The following is an 18,755-nucleotide window of genomic DNA, read 5'->3' as shown; positions in this document are numbered from 1 at the left end:
GGAGTCTGACAATGGCAGCTTCAAAAACGACAAAAAAAAGAAAAAGAAAACCTGCGGCGAAGCAGCAGCCTGTCGGTAACCGCTTTCAGACAGAGATCCTGATCCTTGTGATGTTTGCGGCCTGCCTGATCCTGATGATCAGTGCATTTGGTATGGGAGGGATCGTAGGAAATGCCATCAGTGCCGTATGCTTTGGCATCATGGGACTTTGTGCATATATTTTCCCGATCCTGCTTTTTGCCGGAGTTACGTTCCTGATCGTGAACAATACCAACCGCCTTGCCTACAAAAAGGTACTGGCGGGCGTGGTATTTTTTGTGTTCCTCTGCGGCTTTCTTCAGCTGATCACAGAGGGCTATACGCCAAGCACCACGTTTTCGGATTATTATTCACTGAGTTCGGAATACCGTACCGGCGGTGGAGTATTCGGTGGTGCAGTATGTATTTCCACAGCATCCGCTTTTGGCGTTGTGGGCGGAACTGTGATCATCGTTCTGGTGCTTCTGGTGTCTCTGATCATCATAACACAGAGATCCTTCTTCGGATTTATGAATAAGATCCTGGACTTTTTTACAGATGCAGCAAGAGAGGGCAGAGAAGCTTATCTTGAGGGACAGCCGGACAGAGAAAAGCAGAAGGAGCTTCGCAGAAAGATCCGTGCGGAAAAAAGAGCGGAGAAGATCCGCCGGCTGGAAGAAGAGCTGGAGGAAGAAGAACTTGCCCTTACAGAGAAAGATCCGGAAAATATCTCAAAAAAACAAAAGAAAAAAACAAGAAGATCGCAGAAAGAAAGACAGGCTGCGGTGAAGGCGAACCGGGAAGGAGAATTTAATCTTCCTTCTTTCCTTGATGAACAAAAGGCTGTACTTCCGGCAGATACAGATCTGACAGAAGAGGATCCAGGGCTTGATGAGAAACCGGAGGAGCATGCTCAGCCGCTGGAATTCCAGATCCACCGTTCACAGTCCCAGCCGGCCCGGGAAGAGTCGGAGGAGCCGGATTTCGAAAGAGAAATGCAGGTAGCCGAAGAGGAAGATGCCTATTCCGGTTATGAGGATGTGGATATTCCCGAGATGCAGCAGGTCCTGCCGTCAAAAACTGAGACAGCAGCAAAAGCTTCCCGGGAAACAGGAAAGGCAGCCGTTCCCGCTGAGATAAAGGAGGATCCTCAGCCGGGAGCTGAACAGAAGGCATCCCATCAGCCCTCCAGAAACCCGAAGTCATCTCAGACAGAGATCGAGCATGGGATCAGAAATATCCAGCATGAGATCAGCCAGGGAGAAGCTCCGGAGAAGAAACCATATCAGTATCCGCCGCTGAAGCTTCTGAAGCGCGGAGATGGCAGATCTCAGGGAGATTCCGATGCACATCTGCGCAAAACAGCACAGAAGCTTCAGGAAACCCTGCATAATTTCGGCGTCAATGTAACCGTTACCAATGTGAGCTGCGGACCTACCGTTACCCGCTATGAGCTGCAGCCGGAAATGGGTGTGAAGGTCAGCAAGATCGTTGGTCTTTCCGATGATATCAAGCTGAATCTTGCTACACCGGATATCCGCATCGAAGCACCGATACCGGGAAAGGCAGCCGTGGGGATTGAGGTTCCGAACAAGGAGAACAGCCCGGTCATGCTGCGGGATCTTCTTCAGTCAGAGGAGTTTAAAAATGCAAAATCCAAGCTGTCTTTTGCAGCAGGTAAGGATATTGCCGGAAAACCGGTAGTGGCAGATATTGCCAAGATGCCGCATCTTCTTATCGCCGGAGCAACCGGCTCCGGAAAATCCGTCTGCATCAATACGCTGATCATCAGCATCCTTTATAAGGCTACACCGGATGAGGTGCGTCTGATCATGATCGATCCGAAGGTGGTGGAGCTCAGTGTATACAACGGGATCCCGCACCTGTTCATTCCGGTGGTCACAGATCCGAAGAAAGCGGCCGGTGCGTTGAACTGGGCTGTTTCCGAGATGACCAGCCGTTACAATGCCTTTGCGGAATATGGGGTACGTAATCTTGGAGAATATAACAAAAAGGTTGCCAATATGCGTGTCCCGGAGGGAGAAAAGGCACCTGAGAAGATGCCGCAGATCGTGATCATCGTGGACGAGCTTGCGGATCTTATGATGGTTGCGCCGGGAGAAGTTGAGGATGCGATCTGCCGTCTGGCCCAGCTGGCACGTGCAGCAGGTATCCATCTGATCATTGCTACCCAGAGGCCATCGGTCAATGTCATCACAGGTCTGATCAAGGCCAATATGCCGTCCAGGATCGCATTTTCTGTATCCTCCGGTGTGGATTCAAGGACGATCCTGGATATGAACGGTGCCGAGAAGCTTCTTGGCAAGGGCGATATGCTGTTTTATCCTCAGGGGTATCAGAAGCCGGCCAGACTGCAGGGCGCTTTTGTTTCAGATGAGGAGGTCAGTGCAGTCGTAGAATATGTTTCTGACAAAAATCAGGGTGCTGTTTATGATACCTCCATCGAGAAGCAGGTCAATACAGCCGGTGTCCCGGGAGGAGCCGGCGGCGGTGACAGAGATGTCTATTTTACAGAAGCCGGTAAATTTATCATTGAGAAGGAAAAGGCCTCCATCGGTATGCTCCAGCGTATGTTCAAGATCGGATTTAACCGTGCGGCAAGGATCATGGATCAGCTTTGTGACGCAGGAGTGGTAGGTCCGGAGGAAGGAACCAAGCCAAGGAAGGTTTTGATGTCAGTAGAAGAATTTGAGAATTATCTGGAGGAGAACGGCGGATGAAAATAAGTATCCTGACAGTAGGGAAGATCAAGGAAAAATATCTGCGGGATGCCATTGCGGAGTATTCCAAGCGCCTCGGGCGTTACTGCAAGCTGGAGATCATAGAAGTGTCCGACGAAAAAACACCGGATAATGCCAGCGAAACAGTAGAAGATGCCATTCGGAACAAGGAAGGGGAGCGTCTTCTTAAATATATCCGGGAGGATGCGTTTGTGATCACTCTGGAGATCGGAGGCGAACAGCTGACCTCTGAGAATTTCGCACGGAAGATCAACGAGCTGGGAATACGTGGGACCAGCCATATCCAGTTTGTGATCGGCGGCTCTATCGGTCTTGGAAAAGAAGTACTGAAGAGATCAGACTATGCTTTAAGCTTTTCGAAGATGACATTTCCTCATCAGCTGATGCGTGTGATCCTTCTGGAACAGATCTACCGCAGCTATCGTATCATCAGTGGAGAGCCCTATCATAAATAATATCATACTACATATCTGCAAATATCTTGACAATTTTCGGATATGTAGTATGATAAAAAAAGAGTAGCACTCGGAGCTTAAGAGTGCTAATAATCACAGAAAGAAGGAAATGAATATGGCATTAAAACCAGTTGCAGACAGAGTTATCGTAAAATATTTTGAGACAGAAGACAAAACCGCATCCGGCATCGTACTTCCGGACAGCTCCAAGGAGAAAACCCAGCAGGCAGAGGTTATCGCAGTAGGTGGCGGTAAGGTCGTAGACGGTAAAGAAGTACCGGTACAGGTAAAGCCGGGCGACCGTGTGATCTACGGAAAATACACAGGAACCGAGATCAAATATGAGGGTGAGAAATATCTGGTGATCAACGCAGATGATATCATTGCCATCGTAAAAGATTGATGAAGAATTTTTATCGTAATTTTCTGAAATTATGCTCCATGCTGGTGCAGCAGAATGTAGTGACCTTAAGTGTCAATCTTGCGGACAACATTATGCTTGGAGCCTTCAGCGAAACTGCATTATCCGGTGTGACTACCGTAAACCAGGTACAGTTCGTCTTTCAGCAGCTGCTTATGGCGCTGGGAGACGGACTTGTCATATTCGGAAGTCAGTACTGGGGAAAGAAAGAGACAGAGCCGGTAAGAAAGATCAGTGCCTGGGCCATGCGCACAGGCTTTTTTATTGCCCTTGTGCTGTTTATCCTGGCCAGCCTTTTTCCAACACAGCTGCTGGGGCTTTTTACAACAGATCAGGCGATTATCGAAGCCGGTCTTTCCTATCTGGCGATCATCCGGTTTACTTACTTTTTCTTTGCGGTGACGCAGATCCTGCTTGCTACACTGCGCTGTGTGGAAATTGCAGGGGTTGCCTTCGGGCTTTCGGTAATGACTTAAGTGTAGTAATGGTAGGAATGTCCTATCAGATGCCGACAAACGGTGGTATCATCCGGGGAAGCGGAAGCATCGCCTATTCCATGAAGGTGGATCTGATCAGTACCTGGGGGATCGTGATCCCTCTGTCCATGTTTATGGCATTTGTGGTCAAGGCATCTCCGGCAGTGGTGGTATGCTGCCTGAATGCAGATCAGATCTTTAAATGCGTGCCTGCATTTTTGAAGTGCAATTACGGACACTGGATCAAAAATATGACGAATTAAGGAAATATATATAGATCAGAGGCAAGATACAGAAAATTTATCTTGACGCCTGTGTGATCTGTATGTAGAATAAATACAAGCTTTAACGAAATGCAGTAAAAAAATCTCTGAAGAGCCAGGGACAGCTTGACAAAGGTAATATGGTATAGTATTATTTTACCTATATCATATTAAACTGGTGGGAAAAGAGGAATACTCACTGAAACACAGGAGGAACAGGAAATGAGAAAAAAAGTACTGGCAGCGCTTCTGGCAGCTGCAGTGGCAGGAACAACTGTTATGTCAGGAATGACTGCTTTTGCAGCAGAAACAGAAGGAACCAAGGCGGAAGGCGGAAATATTACCATTGCAGAAACAGCAGATCCGCAGAACATCAATCCGCTTTATGTTGTGGATCAGACAAGCTTCGATATGATGCAGGCACTGTACAGCCCGTTTTTTGAGATCGTGAACGGAGAGATGTATTATGGAAACGGACTTTGCGAAAGTGTAACAGCCAATGATGATGCCAGCGAATTCACACTGAAGCTCAAAGACGGACTGAAATGGCATGACGGTCAGCCGATCACAGCCGATGATGTGGTATTCACCATGCAGGTGCTGGTAGATGAGAAGCAGAATGTTCCGTATTCTTCTTACGGATACGTTAATGACAAGGCAGTAGAGGCAGAGAAGGTTGATGACCTTACAGTCAAGATTTCCCTTGGATCATCTTCCGCAGGATTTCTTGGCGGACTGAGCCAGGTTTACTGTATTCCGAAGCATATTTATGACGGCGTGGAGAATATCGGAGAAAGTGATCTCAACAATGAACCGGTGGGAAGTGGTCCTTTTAAGTTCGAGGAATACAAATCCGGAGAGTATTATAAAGTAACAAAATTCGATGACTATTTTGATGATGTAAATCTGGATTCCATCACCTTCAAGATCGTAAAGGATTCCAGCTCCGCCAATGCGGCACTTGCAAGCGGAGATCTGGATGCACGTCTGATCAGCGCAGATGATTACGATACCGTCAGTGCTTACGATAACGTAAACATCAATACCTATAATTCCGGACGTGTCAACGCCATGTTCATGAATGAGCTGAACGAAGATCTTCAGGATGTAAAGGTACGTCAGGCGATTGCATACGCACTGAATAAAGAGGAGTTCTGTCAGTTTGCTTTCCTTTCCGAGGATTATGCAGAGCCTGCAGATTCTATTTTTACACCGGATACACTCTACTATACAAAACCGGACAATACCTACGACAATGATCCGGCTAAAGCACAGGAGCTCCTTTCCGAAGCAGGAAAGACAAGTCTTTCTCTGAACCTGATGTATATCTCCACAGATAAGACAATGGAGAGTGAAGCTCTGTATGTACAGTCTGCCCTTGCCAATGTAGGAATCACCATCAATCTTCTTCCTACAGATGAGTCTACCTTCAAGAATAAGACAAAGGATACGGAGTGCACAGATTATGATCTGGTACTGAGCTTCTACACTCTGGGAGAAGAGCCGAGCCTTTATGCAGACATGAGTTCTTCCGTCAGCCGTTCCAACTATTCCAGGATCAAGGATACAGATCTGGATGCATTGTGGGAAGAGGGCAACAGCACTGCAGATGAGACAAAACGTGGCGAGATTTATAAGGAGATCCAGAATACGATCAATGATAACATGTATATCTATCCGATCGCTTATTCCAATGGTTTCTATGCGGTAAGTAAAGATTTCGGAGGCTTTGATGAATGTCTGTTAAAAACTATTTATTATGATTATTCCAAGATCTACACATTGGAGAAATAAATAATTTTATAGCGGATGAATACCGGAAACAGAAAGAGGCTGACGCGTTTTTGCGCCAGCCGATTTCCTGTTTTCGGGGAAAATAAAGGAGGTACATTTTGAAGAAGATCGTAAACCGTCTGATACAGTGTATTCTGACACTGTTTATTGTCTCTGTTCTCTGCTTTGCACTGACAAAAGCAGCGCCCGGAGATCCTGTCCTGACTTATGTGGAACCAAATATGAGTGAAGAATATATCCAGAACCTGAGAGAAAGCCTGGGACTTACAAAGCCTGTCTATGAGCAGTACTTTCTGTGGCTGGGAAGGATCCTTCACGGGAATTTCGGAAATTCCCTGATGAATAATCGACCGGTCCTGACACAGATGCTGGAGAGGCTTCCCGCAACCGTGATCCTAATGGGAACCAGCATGCTGCTTGGTTTTCTCATTGCCATTGTACTGGGCCTGTATTCCGGAAAGAATAAAAATGGTGTTCTGGATAAGATCACCAGCATGTTCTGTTATGTAGGTATCTCCATTCCTACGTTCTGGTTCGGTATCATGCTGATCTATCTCTTCAGTGTGCATCTCCATATCCTGCCAAGTATCGGTATGCATTCAGACGGCAACCGTTCCTTAGGAGATCTGATCCTGCATATGGTCATGCCCTGCGCAGTTCTGACCTTTGCAAATGCTTCACAGTACATCCGGTATTTAAGAAGCAGTACCATTACGGAAATGTCCTCCGATTATGTTATGGTGCAGAAGGCTTACGGAATGAAAGAGTCTGGAATCCTTTTCCGACATGTACTGAAAAATGCCATGCTTCCTATGATCACAGTTCTCGGAATGAGCCTGCAGTCTCTGGTTTCCGGTGCCATTATCACCGAGCAGGTTTTTGCATGGCCGGGAATCGGTCAGCTGGCAGTGACCGCTGTTATGCAGTATGATTATCCCCTGATCATGGGAATCACCATGTTTACCGCGCTTCTCGTGGTGCTCGGAAATCTTCTGGCAGATATCCTGTATGCTGTCTTTGATCCGAGGATCCGCAAAGCAGGATGTTAGGAGGTAAAGGGACATGAGAGAAAATATCTGGAAAAATATCAAACTTGGTTTTAAGACAAATAAACTTGCAGTGGCAGGTGCAGCAGCGATCATCCTGCTGGCACTGATCTCCATTTTTGCCTTTTTGTATCCGGTAGATCCCAATGCCATCAGCGCCACAGAGCGACTGAATGCTCCATCCATGGCACACCTTTTCGGTACGGATGATATGGGACGGGATTATCTGGCTCGCTGTATTTACGGAGGAAGAGCATCCCTTCTGGTGGGCTTCCTTTCCATGGTGCTTTCGACAGCCCTTGGTGTGATCATCGGTTCCATCAGCGGTTTTGTGGGAGGAACGGTGGATGCAGTGCTGATGCGTCTGGTGGATGCACTGATGAGCCTTCCGACATTCCTGATCATGATCGTTATGAATGCCTTCCTGAAACCGGGACTTCAGAACATTGTCCTGATCATCGGCTTTCTGACCTGGATGAATATTGCCAGGATCGTCCGTGGCGAGACTATTTCCCTGAACGAGAGAGAGTATGTCATCTATGCAAAGATCTCCGGACAGAAGAAATTCTCCACCATTGTACATCATATCCTGCCTAACATCATGCCTACCATTATCGTGGCTGCAACCATGAACATTGCCAATGCCATCCTGATGGAATCTGCACTGAGCTTTTTCGGCCTGGGTATCCAGCCGCCTACGGCTTCCTGGGGAAGTATGCTGAGCAATGCACAGCGCTATATCCAGCAGGCACCGTATCTGGCTATTTTCCCCGGAATCCTGATCCTGATCACGGTCGTCAGCTTCAATTATCTGGGAGAAGTATTAAGAAAAGTATTCGAGCCCAAGTAAGGAGGACATTTACATATGGAAAAATTACTGGAAGTAAAAGATCTGAAGGTGTCTTTCTTTACAGACCTTGGAGAGACACAGGCAGTAAAAGGTGCAGGTTTTGCCATCGGTGAGGGGGATTTTTTCGGGATCGTAGGAGAGTCCGGAAGCGGAAAAAGCGTGACCACCAAATCCATTCTCCGTCTCGGACCATCCAACTGTAAGATCATGGGTGGTGAGATCCTGTTCCGGGGAGAAGATATCCTGAAGAAAAATGAAGCAGCGCTCCGTGAGATCCGCGGTGGTGAGATCGCCATGATCTTTCAGGATTCTCTTTCCGCACTGAATCCGGTTTACACTGTTGGCAATAAGATGGTAGAGCTGATCCGGCGCCATACCAATATGAACAAAAAAGAAGCAAAGGCCCGGGTGCTGGAGCTTCTCACAGCCGTTGGCATCACAGACCCGGAAAAGGCTATGAACAGCTATCCCCACGAGCTTTCCGGCGGTATGCGCCAGCGTGTGATGATCGCCATGGCCATGAGCAGTGATCCGAAGATCCTGATCGCAGATGAGCCCACCACAGCCCTGGATGTTACGATCCAGGCGCAGATCCTTCATCTGCTTCTGGAACTTCAGAAAAAAAACAATATGAGCATCATCCTGATCACCCATGATCTGGGCGTTGTAGCGCAGACCTGTAAACGGGTAGCTGTCATGTGTGGTGGCTACGTGGTGGAAGAGGGAACGGTAGAAGAGATCTTTCTTCATCCGGGACATCCCTATACACAGGCACTGATCGCAAGCATGCCGCGGGTGGGAGGTACCTTTGAACAGTTTCTGGAGAGAGATCTTTCGGACGGAAACGGTGATCTGTGTCCCTTCCTGAATCGCTGTAAATATGCGGACAAAACCTGTGAAGCCTGTCTTCCGAAATATTATGAGGCTTCAGAGGGACACAGGATATTCTGTCACAGAAGGGAGGAGAAGAGATGAGCAAGCCCTTAATTGAAGTAAAAGATCTGAAAGTATATTTTAAACAGAAATCTCCGAAGCTTCTGTCCTTTAAGCCGGGCATACTGAAGGCTGTGGATCAGGTAAGCTTTTCGATTGAAAAGGGGAAAACCTTCGGTCTGGTAGGAGAATCCGGAAGCGGAAAATCTACCATCGGAAAGGCAATCCTACGTTATCATAAACCCACAGGCGGTGAGATTTTTTATGAAGGAACAGAGATCGGAGCCATGGGGGAAAAAGAACTGCTTCCATACCGCAAAAAAATGCAGTCCGTTTTTCAGGATCCCTATTCCTCTCTGGACCCAAGCCATACAGTGCAGGATATCATCTGTGAGCCTATGGCAATCCATAAAATGTACACTCCAAAGGAACGTAAGGAGCGTGCAAAAGAACTGATCCGCGTGGTTGGCCTCAAAGAGCAGGATCTTCTGAAGTATCCTCATGAGTTTTCCGGCGGACAGCGTCAGAGGATTTCCATTGCAAGAGCACTTTCCGTACAGCCGGAATTTGTAGTCTGCGATGAGCCCATTTCTGCACTGGATGTTTCTCTGCAGGCCCAGATCGTCCAGATGCTTCAGGATCTTCAGGAAAAATACGGGCTGACCTATCTGTTCATCAGCCATCAGCTGCAGGTGGTCCAGAAGATCTGTGATGAGATCGGGGTGCTTTATCTTGGAAATCTCATGGAGATCGCAGATGCAGATAAGCTCTATTCCAATCCGCTGCATCCTTATACAAAAATGCTGATCTCCTCGATTCCGGTTCCGGACCCGAGAGTCAAAACTCTGGATCAGATCGTTACGGATACCGGAGTACAGTCCAGATCTATTGGGGGCTGCCGCTTCCATAACCGCTGTCCGTGGTGTGAGGAACGCTGCAGACAGGAAACCCCGGCACTTCGTCAGGTGGAGCCGGGACATATGGTAGCATGTCATAAATATCAGGAAAAGAAATGATCATAAAATACGGGAAGGTAAATAAAAAAGTGGACAAAAATATATATAAAAACTATCTGGCGATCCTCCGTGAGGAGATGATCCCGGCTATGGGATGTACAGAACCGATCGCTCTGGCCTATGGTGCGGCAAGAGCAAGAGAGATCCTTGGGAAAGAGCCGGAGCGTATCGTAGCAAAATGTTCCGGAAATATCATCAAAAATGTGCGTTGTGTGATCATTCCCAATTCAGGAGGCTTAAAGGGGATTCCTGCAGGTGTGATCCTTGGGGCGGTGGCAGGAGATGCCTCACTGAATATGGAAGTTCTTTCCAAAGTCGATGAAAAGGGCAGGGCACGCTGCCGGGAACTTCTGGAGGCAGATATCTGTAAGGTGGAGCTTCTGGACACGCCGGTAGTCCTTCACATTATCATCGAAATGTATGCTGGTGAAGATGCCGTCAGCCTGGAGATCAAATACGACCATATTAACGTGACCAGGATCAGCAAAAACGGAGAGATCCTCCTTGATGCAGATAAAGCAGTGGAAGAAAAGGAAGAGACGGACCGCGGCCTGTTAAATCTGGAGGATATTCGGGAATTTGCAGATACCGTAGAGCTTTCCGATGTAAAGGAGCTTTTGGATGCGCAGATCAGAAGCAATATGGCCATTGCTCATGAGGGAATGACCGGAAAATACGGCCTGGGTATCGGGCGCGTGATTCGTGAAAATTATTCTCACGATATGCTCACCAGAATGAGAAGTCTTACTGCAGCGGCTTCTGAGGCACGTATGGGTGGCTGTGATATGCCGGTTGTCATCAATTCCGGAAGCGGAAATCAGGGAATTGCATGCTCTGTTCCGCTGATCGTCTATGCAAGAGAGATGGAGCTGCCGGATTACAGCCTCTACAGGGCTCTGGTGTTTTCCAATCTCCTCACAGTTTATCAGAAGCAATATATAGGGAAGCTGTCTGCCTTCTGCGGTGCGGTATCGGCCTCCTGTGCAGCCGGAGCTGCCATTACCTATATGGTAGGCGGAGATATTTCCCTGATCAAAAAAACGATTGAGAATACCCTTGCCAATATTCCGGGAATCATCTGTGATGGGGCCAAGATCTCCTGTGCTGCCAAGATCGCAGCCTGTCTTGACGCAGCCTTCCTGGCGCATCATCTTGCCATGAACGGGCAGTCTTATGCACCTTATACAGGAATTCTCCAGGAAGAAACCGCAGAGACCATCAGCTGTGTGGGACAGATCGGAAAAGACGGTATGAAGGAAACAGACAGAGAGATCCTCAAGATCATGCTGGAGCATTGATCCGCATCGGAGACGGCACAGATTAAACAGAAAAGGTTGGATTTATGGACAACGAATTAAGAATTGCAATACTGATCGATGCAGATAATGTATCAGACAAATACATCAAGATCATCGTGGATGAAGTGGCAAACATCGGCATAGCCACCTACAAACGGATCTATGGAGACTGGACCAGTGCACGGCTTTCCTCCTGGAAAAAGGTTCTTCTGGAGGATTCCATCATTCCTATCCAGCAGTACAGCTATACCACCGGAAAAAACGCCACCGATTCGGCGATGATCATTGATGCCATGGATATTCTGTATTCCGGAAATGTGGATGGATATTGTATCGTTTCTTCGGACAGTGATTTCACCCGTCTGGCAGCAAGGCTCCGGGAATCCGGAATGCTGGTCCTGGGTATGGGTGAGGAGAAGACGCCGAAGCCGTTTATTTCCGCATGTAACCAGTTTAAATATCTGGATCTTCTCTATCGCAACCAACAGGAGGAAGAGAAGAAGGAAGATCTGGCTACTGCAGCAGAAGCTAAAAAATCCGGAAACAGCAGCAAACAGAGCAGCTCCGGCTCCAGGAAGAACAAAGATCTCAAGCGGGTACGCAAGGCCATTAATGCCATCATCGAGAAATTTTCTGACGAAGAGGGATGGCTTTCCTCCGGACAGCTGGGCGATCAGCTTGGGAAACGACTTCCGGATTTTGATGTGCGTAATTACGGATATTCCAAGCTGACCCCCTTTATCAAATCTCTGGGAAATTATGAGACAGGCAGGATCCCCACAGGAAGCGGAGGGAGAAAGCAGATCTATTTCCGGATGAAGGAGGATAAACAATGAAGAATTATCTGGCACCTATGGAGGGCGTAACCAACTGGGTTTACCGGAATGCATATCATGACTGTTTTTATCCCATGGATAAATACTTTACTCCCTTCATCACTGCCAAGCCCAATAAACGTCTCAGTAGCAAGGAGATCAAAGAGGTATCACCGGAAACCAACGGAGATCTTCCGGTGATCCCCCAGATCCTGACCAACAATGCGGAGGATTTTGTGAAAACAGCCCATATCTTCCGGGATGAATACGGACACAGGGAAGTAAATCTCAATCTGGGATGCCCATCGGGAACTGTCACAGCCAAGGGAAAGGGTGCCGGTTTCCTGGGCGAGCCGGATAAGCTGGAACGTTTTCTGGATGAGATCTTCGAAAAGACCGGGATGGAGATCTCCATAAAAACAAGAGTGGGAACGGATTATGAGGAAGACTGGGAACGGCTTCTTGAGGTCTACGGCAGATATCCGCTGAAGGAGCTGATCATCCATCCACGCCTTCTGAAGGATCATTATAAGGGAGTTCCCAGATATGGACTGTATGAGGAGGCAAGGGAAAAGCTGAAGGTTCCCCTGGGATATAACGGGGATATTTTTTCAGTGGAGGCTTATCAGGAAATTCGGGAGAAATTTCCGGATGCAGACAGCGTCATGTACGGAAGAGGCCTGATCGCAAGGCCCTATCTTCTGGATGCCATTATGCAAAAAGAAGACGGAGAGGATCACCGGGAAGAATACCGAAAAAAGTTGCGGCAGTTCCATGACCGTCTTTACCGGGATTATCAGGAATATCTTTCAGGAGAACGAAATGTACTTTTCCGCATGAAGGAATTGTGGAGTTATATGGCACCAGGCTTTACCAATTATGCCAGATATCTGAAAAAGATCAAAAAATCCCAGCATTTTGGTGACTATGAGGCAGCAGTTATGAGCCTTTTTGGAGAACAGGAGATCTTAAAGGTATGAACAGTATAAAAGAAAAATTTGATGAGTTTATTTCCCAGTATCCCATTTTTGAGTATCGTGTGCTGGATACCGGGGATATTAAAGTACAGTCACGTGTACGCACGATCTGTAAACAGGAATGTGAACGTTATGGAAGCACATGGGCCTGTCCTCCGGCAGTGGGAGAGCTGTCAGAATGCGAAAAGAAGATCCGAAGCTATCCGAAAGCAGTTTTCTTTTCCAGCGTTGCGGAGGTATCGGATATCATGAACATGAAGGAGATGCTTTCCACAAGAATGGAACACGAAGCGCTTACAGAGAAGGTACGTGATTTTCTGGAGGGAGAGGGCTATGAGACCTTTACGCTTTCTACGGAATCCTGTGACTTCTGTGAACGCTGTGCCTATCTGGACGGAAAACCATGCCGTTTTCCGGAGCATATGCATCCATGTCTGGAAAGCTATGGCGTGGTAGTCAGTGAGATCGTAGAAAAGGAAGCTATGGAATACAATCTGGGTGGAAATACCATTCTCTGGTTTTCCATGGTGCTGATCCGCAGATAAAAGACAAAAAGCAGATACAGTGAAAGATACATAAGAAGAAATCCTCCGGCATAGATTAATGATAAAAGCCGGAGGATTTTTTTAATGAGAAAAATGTCAGCTTTTCTGGAGCTTCCCGGGGAACCGGCATTTCGGGAGGTGCAGGTGATACTTACGGGAAAACGCCGGGCAGTGATCGAAAATTACCGGAATATCCAGAGCTATACAAGGGAGGAGATCCTGATACTGACACCTTCCGGCAGACTTGTGATCCGTGGGAAAAACCTTGTGATCCCCTGCTACACAACCCTTGAACTATGTATCCGCGGGCAGATCGAAAGCATTACGCTGGAGGAGGGAAATAAGTAATGATCCCAGGTTTTGTGCGGGTTTCTGTTAAGGGGCAGCAGTGCCAGCGGTTTGTGAATCTGTGCAGAGGCAGGGAAATGGATCTGAAAAGGATCATCTGTACCGGTGAGACGGAGCTTCAGCTCACCATGAGGGTAGCGGATTTTCTGCAGATCTCGCCACTGCGGAGAAAAACAGGGGTACATATCCACATCCTGAAAAAAAGAGGACCTTTGTTTTTTCTGCTTTTCTGTAAAAGAAGAAAAATGATCCCCGCGGGGTTTCTGGCAGTTTGCTGCCTCCTTTTTTTTCTGTCAGGCAGAGTGTGGAACGTTGAGATCCGGGGAAATATTTTAAATCCCACACCCCAGCTGATGAGCTTTCTGAAAGAGCAGGGGGTCTGTTTCGGAGTATCCAGAAAAAAGATCAGCTGCAGTGCACTTGCAGCTTCCCTGCGAAGAGAATTTCCGGAGATCACCTGGGTGTCTGCCGGATTTTCGGGAACGGGCCTGCGTTTTGAGATCCGGGAGGGAACTGCCGGAGAAAAAGCAGAGCCGGAAGAAAGAGCATGCAGTCTGTTTTCAACTCTGGACGGTGTGATCGATTCCATGGTCACACGGCAGGGAACTCCTCTTGTCAGGGCTGGGGATGAAATAAAAAAAGGTCAGGAACTGGTTTCCGGGATCGTGGACATCACCGATGACAGTCAGGAGGTCATCCGCTATGCATATGTTCAGGCAGATGCGGATATTTACATCCGACATACCATTGCCTATTACGATACCTTTCCGTTGGACATAGAGAAAAAGGTATGGTCCGATAAAAAGAAAACAAGGCTTTTTTTTCAGCTGGGAAACTGGTTTCTGGACTTTTCCTCTCCTCTGAAACAAAATGAGGAACGCCTCGTCAGCCGGGAACCTCTTTTCAGTATCGGGATTTTTCGTTCTCCTGTTACCCTGGGGATCGCTGCGATCAGGAAGTACGAAGTACAGAAAGAGCAGCTGACGGAGGATGTCGCAAAAAAACAGGCCATACAAAGGCTTTATGCTTATGAAGAAAAATTAATAGAAAAAGGGGTTCAAATATCTGAAAATAATGTTAAAATAGAAATAAATCACCAGGACTGCGTCAGCAGAGGCACTCTTACCGTCATTGAACGGACCGGAAGAGAAGCCCCCACAGAAAAAAAGACGCAGCCAAAAGAAAGGACACCAGAGGATGGCTAGCAGCATTATCGAATTATATGTGGATGTGCCGGCAGACCGCCAGGCGAATATTTTCGGACAGTTTGACGAGCATCTGAAGCTGATCGAACGTACTCTGAACGTAACCATGATCTTCCGTGACGGTTCTCTTAAGATCCTGGGAAGCCAGGAGGGAGCCACACAGGCCAGGGCGATCGTGGAGGAACTGAACACACTTGCGGGCAGAGGCAATACCATCACACAGCAGAATGTGAATTACGCACTTTCCCTTGCCATGGAGAAGATCGGCTCCGTGATGGAGGAGATCGACAAGGATTTTATCTGTAATACCATACAGGGCAGACCCATCAAGCCTAAGACTCTCGGACAGAAGGATTATGTGGAACAGATCCGTAAGAAGATGATCGTGTTCGGCGTGGGACCTGCCGGAACCGGCAAAACCTATCTTGCCATGGCTATGGCAGTAACTGCTTTTCGCAATGAGGAGGTTTCCAGGATCATTCTTACCAGACCCGCCATTGAGGCAGGCGAGAAGCTGGGATTCCTTCCTGGCGATCTCCAGAGCAAGGTCGATCCCTATCTGCGTCCTCTTTATGACGCATTGTATCAGATCATGGGCGCAGACAGCTTTGCCAAAAACATGGAGAAGGGGCTCATCGAGGTTGCCCCTCTTGCCTATATGAGGGGACGTACACTGGATAATGCCTTCATCATCCTGGATGAGGCACAGAATACCACACCTGCCCAGATGAAGATGTTCCTGACCAGGATCGGCTTCGGTTCCAAGGTGATCATCACAGGTGATGCATCCCAGAAGGACCTTCCCAGGGACGCCACGTCTGGTCTGGATGTGGCGATGAAGGTGCTGAAGAAGATCGATGACATCGGATTCTGTCAGCTGACCAGCAAGGATGTTGTACGTCATCCACTTGTACAGCAGATCGTACAGGCCTATGACGATTATGAAAAAAAACAGAAGCCTGCCAAATCCAGGAAGGATGACAGGTATGCTGTAAAAAATAAGGAGTACAGAAGATGACCATAAATATCGAATATGAGACAGATCAGGAGTTAGGCATTGACTATGCTGCCCTTGCATCCCAGGTTGCGGACAAGGTTCTTGAAATGGAAAAATGTCCCTATGACGGACAGGTCAATCTTGTCCTGACAGACAACGAGGAGATCAAGAGGGTAAATACGGAATTCCGGAATATCCAGGCTCCTACGGATGTGCTGTCATTTCCTATGATCCCCTTTGAGACACCGGCGGATTATTCCGTTGTGGAAGAGGATGAGTCCTATTTTGATCTGGACAGTGATGAACTCCTTCTTGGAGATATCATGATCTCCGTGCCCAAGGTTTTTGCCCAGGCAGAGGAATACGGACATAGTGTGACAAGGGAATTCTGTTTCCTGGTGGCACACAGTATGCTGCATCTTCTGGGCTATGATCATATGACAGAGGATGAGGCAAAGGTTATGGAAGCCAAGCAGGCAGCGGCACTGAAGGAGCTGGGGATCAACCGCTAGACGGGCTGTCCCACGGAAAAGCTAAGCGGAAAACTCTTCCGCTTTAAGAAAAGGAGGTAATATATGAGAATGAAAAAGACAGGTATCCTGGCAGGTATCACAGCTGCATGCATCTGCATTGCCCAGACTGTTCCCGCTTTTGGAGCAGGGCAGGATCTGGTAGGCTTTGTCCCCAATGAGGAAAAGCAGGAAGAAACCCAGGTAAAGAGCTATCTTACCGGCGAAAATGTTCCGGAGAGCATTGGACGGAGAAGACCGGTTGCCGTGATGATGGGCAACAACAGTGTCGGAGCTCCCCAGAGTGGTATCGGACATGCCGGTGTTGTTTACGAAGCGCCGGTGGAAGGTAATATTACCCGTCTTATGGGTATTCTCGAAGATTACGATGAGCTGGAACGGATCGGTTCCGTTCGCAGCTGCCGTGACTATTATCTCTTTTATGCCAACGAATTTAATGCGATCTATGCCCATTACGGACAGGCTGCCTATGCACTGCCTTATCTGGAGCAGCATGTGGTCGATAACCTCAACGGGATCCAGATCGGCAAGCTGGCTTTTTTCCGCACAACAGACAGGAAGGCACCTCACAATGCCTATACAGATGCCAGCCACCTTCAGGCAGGCATAGATGCTATGGGATACAGCCAGGAATATAAAGAAGAATATACCGGACATTATCTTTTTGCAGAAGATGGTACAGAGACTGTACCGGATGGGATCACAGCCAGCCTTGTGAAGCTGGATAATTTTACTGACAATCATCCGTGGTATGAATACGATGAAGAGACAAAGGAATATAAGCGGTTCCAGTTTGGCAAGGAACATGTGGATCAGCTGGATAATGAACCGCTTACCTGCGACAATATCATCCTTCAGTATTCATCCTGCCCGGCCTACGATGGAAACGGCTATCTGAATATTGATGCCATTTCCGGCGGAGAGGGCAAGTTTATTACCAGAGGCAGAGCTATTGATATCCGCTGGGAAAAGGATTCTCCATGGGGAATCACGCATTATTACGACGGAAATGAACAGGAGATCCGCCTGAATCCGGGTACTACCTGGGTGGAGATCGTACAGAATGACCGGATTGATTCCGTTACTTATCAGTAAGACTAATATACAGGTATCAGGAGAAACAAAAAACATGAACGCAAATTACAGGGAACGACTGAAAGACAAGAAACGCATCGTTATCAAGATCGGATCATCATCACTGATCCACGCAGAAACAGGAAGACTGGATTTCCGTAAGCTGGAGATCCTGGCCAGAGAGCTCAGCGACCTTCATAACCAGGGGAAAGACGTAGTGCTGGTATCCTCCGGAGCCATTGCGGTAGGTGCAGCTGCACTGGGTATGAAGGGAAAGCCGGCAGAGCTTGAGAAAAAGCAGGCCTGTGCAGCTGTGGGACAGGCCAGGCTGATGACCATTTATCAGAAGCTTTTCGGGGAATACAATCAGATGGTGGCACAGATCCTGATGACCAAGAATACCATGGTCAACAATACCAACCGCAGGAATGCCCAGAATACCTTCCAGCAGCTTCTGGCAGAAAAGGTGATCCCCATTGTAAATGAGAACGACTCGGTATCCTCCTACGAATTCCAGAATTTGGTAAAATTCGGAGACAACGATACCCTTTCCTCTGTGGTTGCTGCACTGATCGATGCGGATCTTCTGATCCTCATGTCCGATATTGACGGTCTTTTTACAGACGATCCCAATTCCAATCCGGATGCACAGTTTATCGACATTGTAGAAAACATGGATGACAATATGCGTAAGCTTGGCAAATCCTCCACAGGAAGCAATGTAGGCACCGGCGGAATGGCGACCAAGCTTACCGCTGCGATCATCGCCACTGCGGCAGGGGCCGACATGGTCATTGCCAACGGAAACGACTTCCACAACATCCACAGGATCGTGGAAGGCAGGAGCTGCGGAACATTATTTGTAGGAAACAAGAAGGAAGAATTCTTCCTCATTGATTATATCGAAAAACTGCTTTAAGGAGAGTATCATT

20 protein-coding genes are annotated in these 18,755 nt (G+C 47.8%); all 20 read left to right on the top strand.

Annotation, left to right across the window (positions count from 1 at the left end; translation table 11 throughout):
• Positions 1 to 11 precede the first annotated feature (11 nt).
• The 20 genes from NCY57_RS10580 (at position 12) to proB (ending at position 18,742) form a co-directional block, all read left to right on the top strand.
• Positions 12 to 2,759, top strand: coding sequence for an FtsK/SpoIIIE family DNA translocase (locus NCY57_RS10580; protein WP_147603005.1), 2,748 nt, complete (start codon positions 12 to 14; stop codon positions 2,757 to 2,759).
• The gene (gene rlmH, locus NCY57_RS10575; protein ID WP_015524828.1) at positions 2,756 to 3,235 is read left to right on the top strand and encodes a 23S rRNA (pseudouridine(1915)-N(3))-methyltransferase RlmH; all 480 of its coding nucleotides are present in this window, start codon (positions 2,756 to 2,758) and stop codon (positions 3,233 to 3,235) included. Before NCY57_RS10580 ends, rlmH begins: the two co-directional genes overlap by 4 nt.
• Before the next feature lie 115 nt (positions 3,236 to 3,350).
• A complete protein-coding gene (gene groES / locus NCY57_RS10570; protein ID WP_044960825.1) occupies positions 3,351 to 3,638 on the top strand; it encodes a co-chaperone GroES in 288 nt (95 codons plus the stop codon).
• Positions 3,638 to 4,132: an MATE family efflux transporter gene (locus NCY57_RS10565; RefSeq protein ID WP_330638987.1), complete on the top strand. Its 495-nt coding sequence runs from the start codon at positions 3,638 to 3,640 to the stop codon at positions 4,130 to 4,132. The genes groES and NCY57_RS10565 overlap by 1 nt, the downstream gene beginning before the upstream one ends.
• A gap of 29 nt (positions 4,133 to 4,161) precedes the next feature.
• On the top strand, positions 4,162 to 4,395 hold the full coding sequence (locus NCY57_RS16950; RefSeq protein WP_015524831.1) for a hypothetical protein: 234 nt from the start codon (positions 4,162 to 4,164) through the stop codon (positions 4,393 to 4,395).
• A gap of 222 nt (positions 4,396 to 4,617) precedes the next feature.
• A complete protein-coding gene (locus NCY57_RS10560; protein WP_022426786.1) occupies positions 4,618 to 6,189 on the top strand; it encodes an ABC transporter substrate-binding protein in 1,572 nt (523 codons plus the stop codon).
• A 98-nt stretch (positions 6,190 to 6,287) separates the two neighbouring features.
• Positions 6,288 to 7,238: an ABC transporter permease gene (locus tag NCY57_RS10555; protein ID WP_021650547.1), complete on the top strand. Its 951-nt coding sequence runs from the start codon at positions 6,288 to 6,290 to the stop codon at positions 7,236 to 7,238.
• Positions 7,239 to 7,251: 13 nt separating this feature from the next.
• Positions 7,252 to 8,085, top strand: a complete 834-nt coding sequence (locus tag NCY57_RS10550; RefSeq protein ID WP_015524834.1) for an ABC transporter permease — start codon at positions 7,252 to 7,254, stop codon at positions 8,083 to 8,085.
• 15 nt (positions 8,086 to 8,100) lie between these two features.
• On the top strand, positions 8,101 to 9,060 hold the full coding sequence (locus NCY57_RS10545; RefSeq protein ID WP_173741292.1) for an ABC transporter ATP-binding protein: 960 nt from the start codon (positions 8,101 to 8,103) through the stop codon (positions 9,058 to 9,060).
• The gene (locus NCY57_RS10540) at positions 9,057 to 10,034 is read left to right on the top strand and encodes an ABC transporter ATP-binding protein (protein WP_118368852.1); all 978 of its coding nucleotides are present in this window, start codon (positions 9,057 to 9,059) and stop codon (positions 10,032 to 10,034) included. Before NCY57_RS10545 ends, NCY57_RS10540 begins: the two co-directional genes overlap by 4 nt.
• Positions 10,031 to 11,332 (top strand): L-cysteine desulfidase family protein, encoded by a 1,302-nt coding sequence (locus NCY57_RS10535; protein ID WP_195635273.1) that lies wholly within the window; start codon positions 10,031 to 10,033, stop codon positions 11,330 to 11,332. The genes NCY57_RS10540 and NCY57_RS10535 overlap by 4 nt, the downstream gene beginning before the upstream one ends.
• Before the next feature lie 44 nt (positions 11,333 to 11,376).
• Entirely contained in the window at positions 11,377 to 12,168 is a 792-nt protein-coding gene (locus NCY57_RS10530; protein WP_022426781.1) for an NYN domain-containing protein, read from the top strand.
• Positions 12,165 to 13,127: a tRNA dihydrouridine synthase gene (locus tag NCY57_RS10525; RefSeq protein WP_114002424.1), complete on the top strand. Its 963-nt coding sequence runs from the start codon at positions 12,165 to 12,167 to the stop codon at positions 13,125 to 13,127. Before NCY57_RS10530 ends, NCY57_RS10525 begins: the two co-directional genes overlap by 4 nt.
• Positions 13,124 to 13,669, top strand: a complete 546-nt coding sequence (locus NCY57_RS10520) for a DUF2284 domain-containing protein (protein WP_015524841.1) — start codon at positions 13,124 to 13,126, stop codon at positions 13,667 to 13,669. Before NCY57_RS10525 ends, NCY57_RS10520 begins: the two co-directional genes overlap by 4 nt.
• 84 nt (positions 13,670 to 13,753) lie before the next feature.
• Positions 13,754 to 14,017 (top strand): YabP/YqfC family sporulation protein, encoded by a 264-nt coding sequence (locus NCY57_RS10515; protein ID WP_021650540.1) that lies wholly within the window; start codon positions 13,754 to 13,756, stop codon positions 14,015 to 14,017.
• Entirely contained in the window at positions 14,017 to 15,222 is a 1,206-nt protein-coding gene (locus NCY57_RS10510) for a sporulation protein YqfD (protein ID WP_250789648.1), read from the top strand. Before NCY57_RS10515 ends, NCY57_RS10510 begins: the two co-directional genes overlap by 1 nt.
• Positions 15,215 to 16,240, top strand: coding sequence for a PhoH family protein (locus NCY57_RS10505; RefSeq protein ID WP_022426778.1), 1,026 nt, complete (start codon positions 15,215 to 15,217; stop codon positions 16,238 to 16,240). Before NCY57_RS10510 ends, NCY57_RS10505 begins: the two co-directional genes overlap by 8 nt.
• Complete coding sequence (ybeY, locus tag NCY57_RS10500; protein WP_015524845.1) at positions 16,237 to 16,731, top strand: rRNA maturation RNase YbeY; 495 nt, start codon at positions 16,237 to 16,239, stop codon at positions 16,729 to 16,731. The genes NCY57_RS10505 and ybeY overlap by 4 nt, the downstream gene beginning before the upstream one ends.
• Before the next feature lie 63 nt (positions 16,732 to 16,794).
• A complete protein-coding gene (locus NCY57_RS10495; RefSeq protein WP_250789647.1) occupies positions 16,795 to 17,844 on the top strand; it encodes a DUF3048 domain-containing protein in 1,050 nt (349 codons plus the stop codon).
• 34 nt (positions 17,845 to 17,878) lie between these two features.
• Complete coding sequence (gene proB / locus NCY57_RS10490) at positions 17,879 to 18,742, top strand: glutamate 5-kinase (protein WP_044960851.1); 864 nt, start codon at positions 17,879 to 17,881, stop codon at positions 18,740 to 18,742.
• Positions 18,743 to 18,755: the final 13 nt, after the last annotated feature.

It is taken from the genome of Blautia sp. MB18-30 (genome assembly GCF_023669475.1).
GTDB lineage: Bacteria > Bacillota > Clostridia > Lachnospirales > Lachnospiraceae > Blautia_A > Blautia_A fusiformis.
The sequence above is the reverse complement of the archived record's forward strand: the minus strand, read 5'-3'. Positions and strand labels throughout refer to the sequence as shown.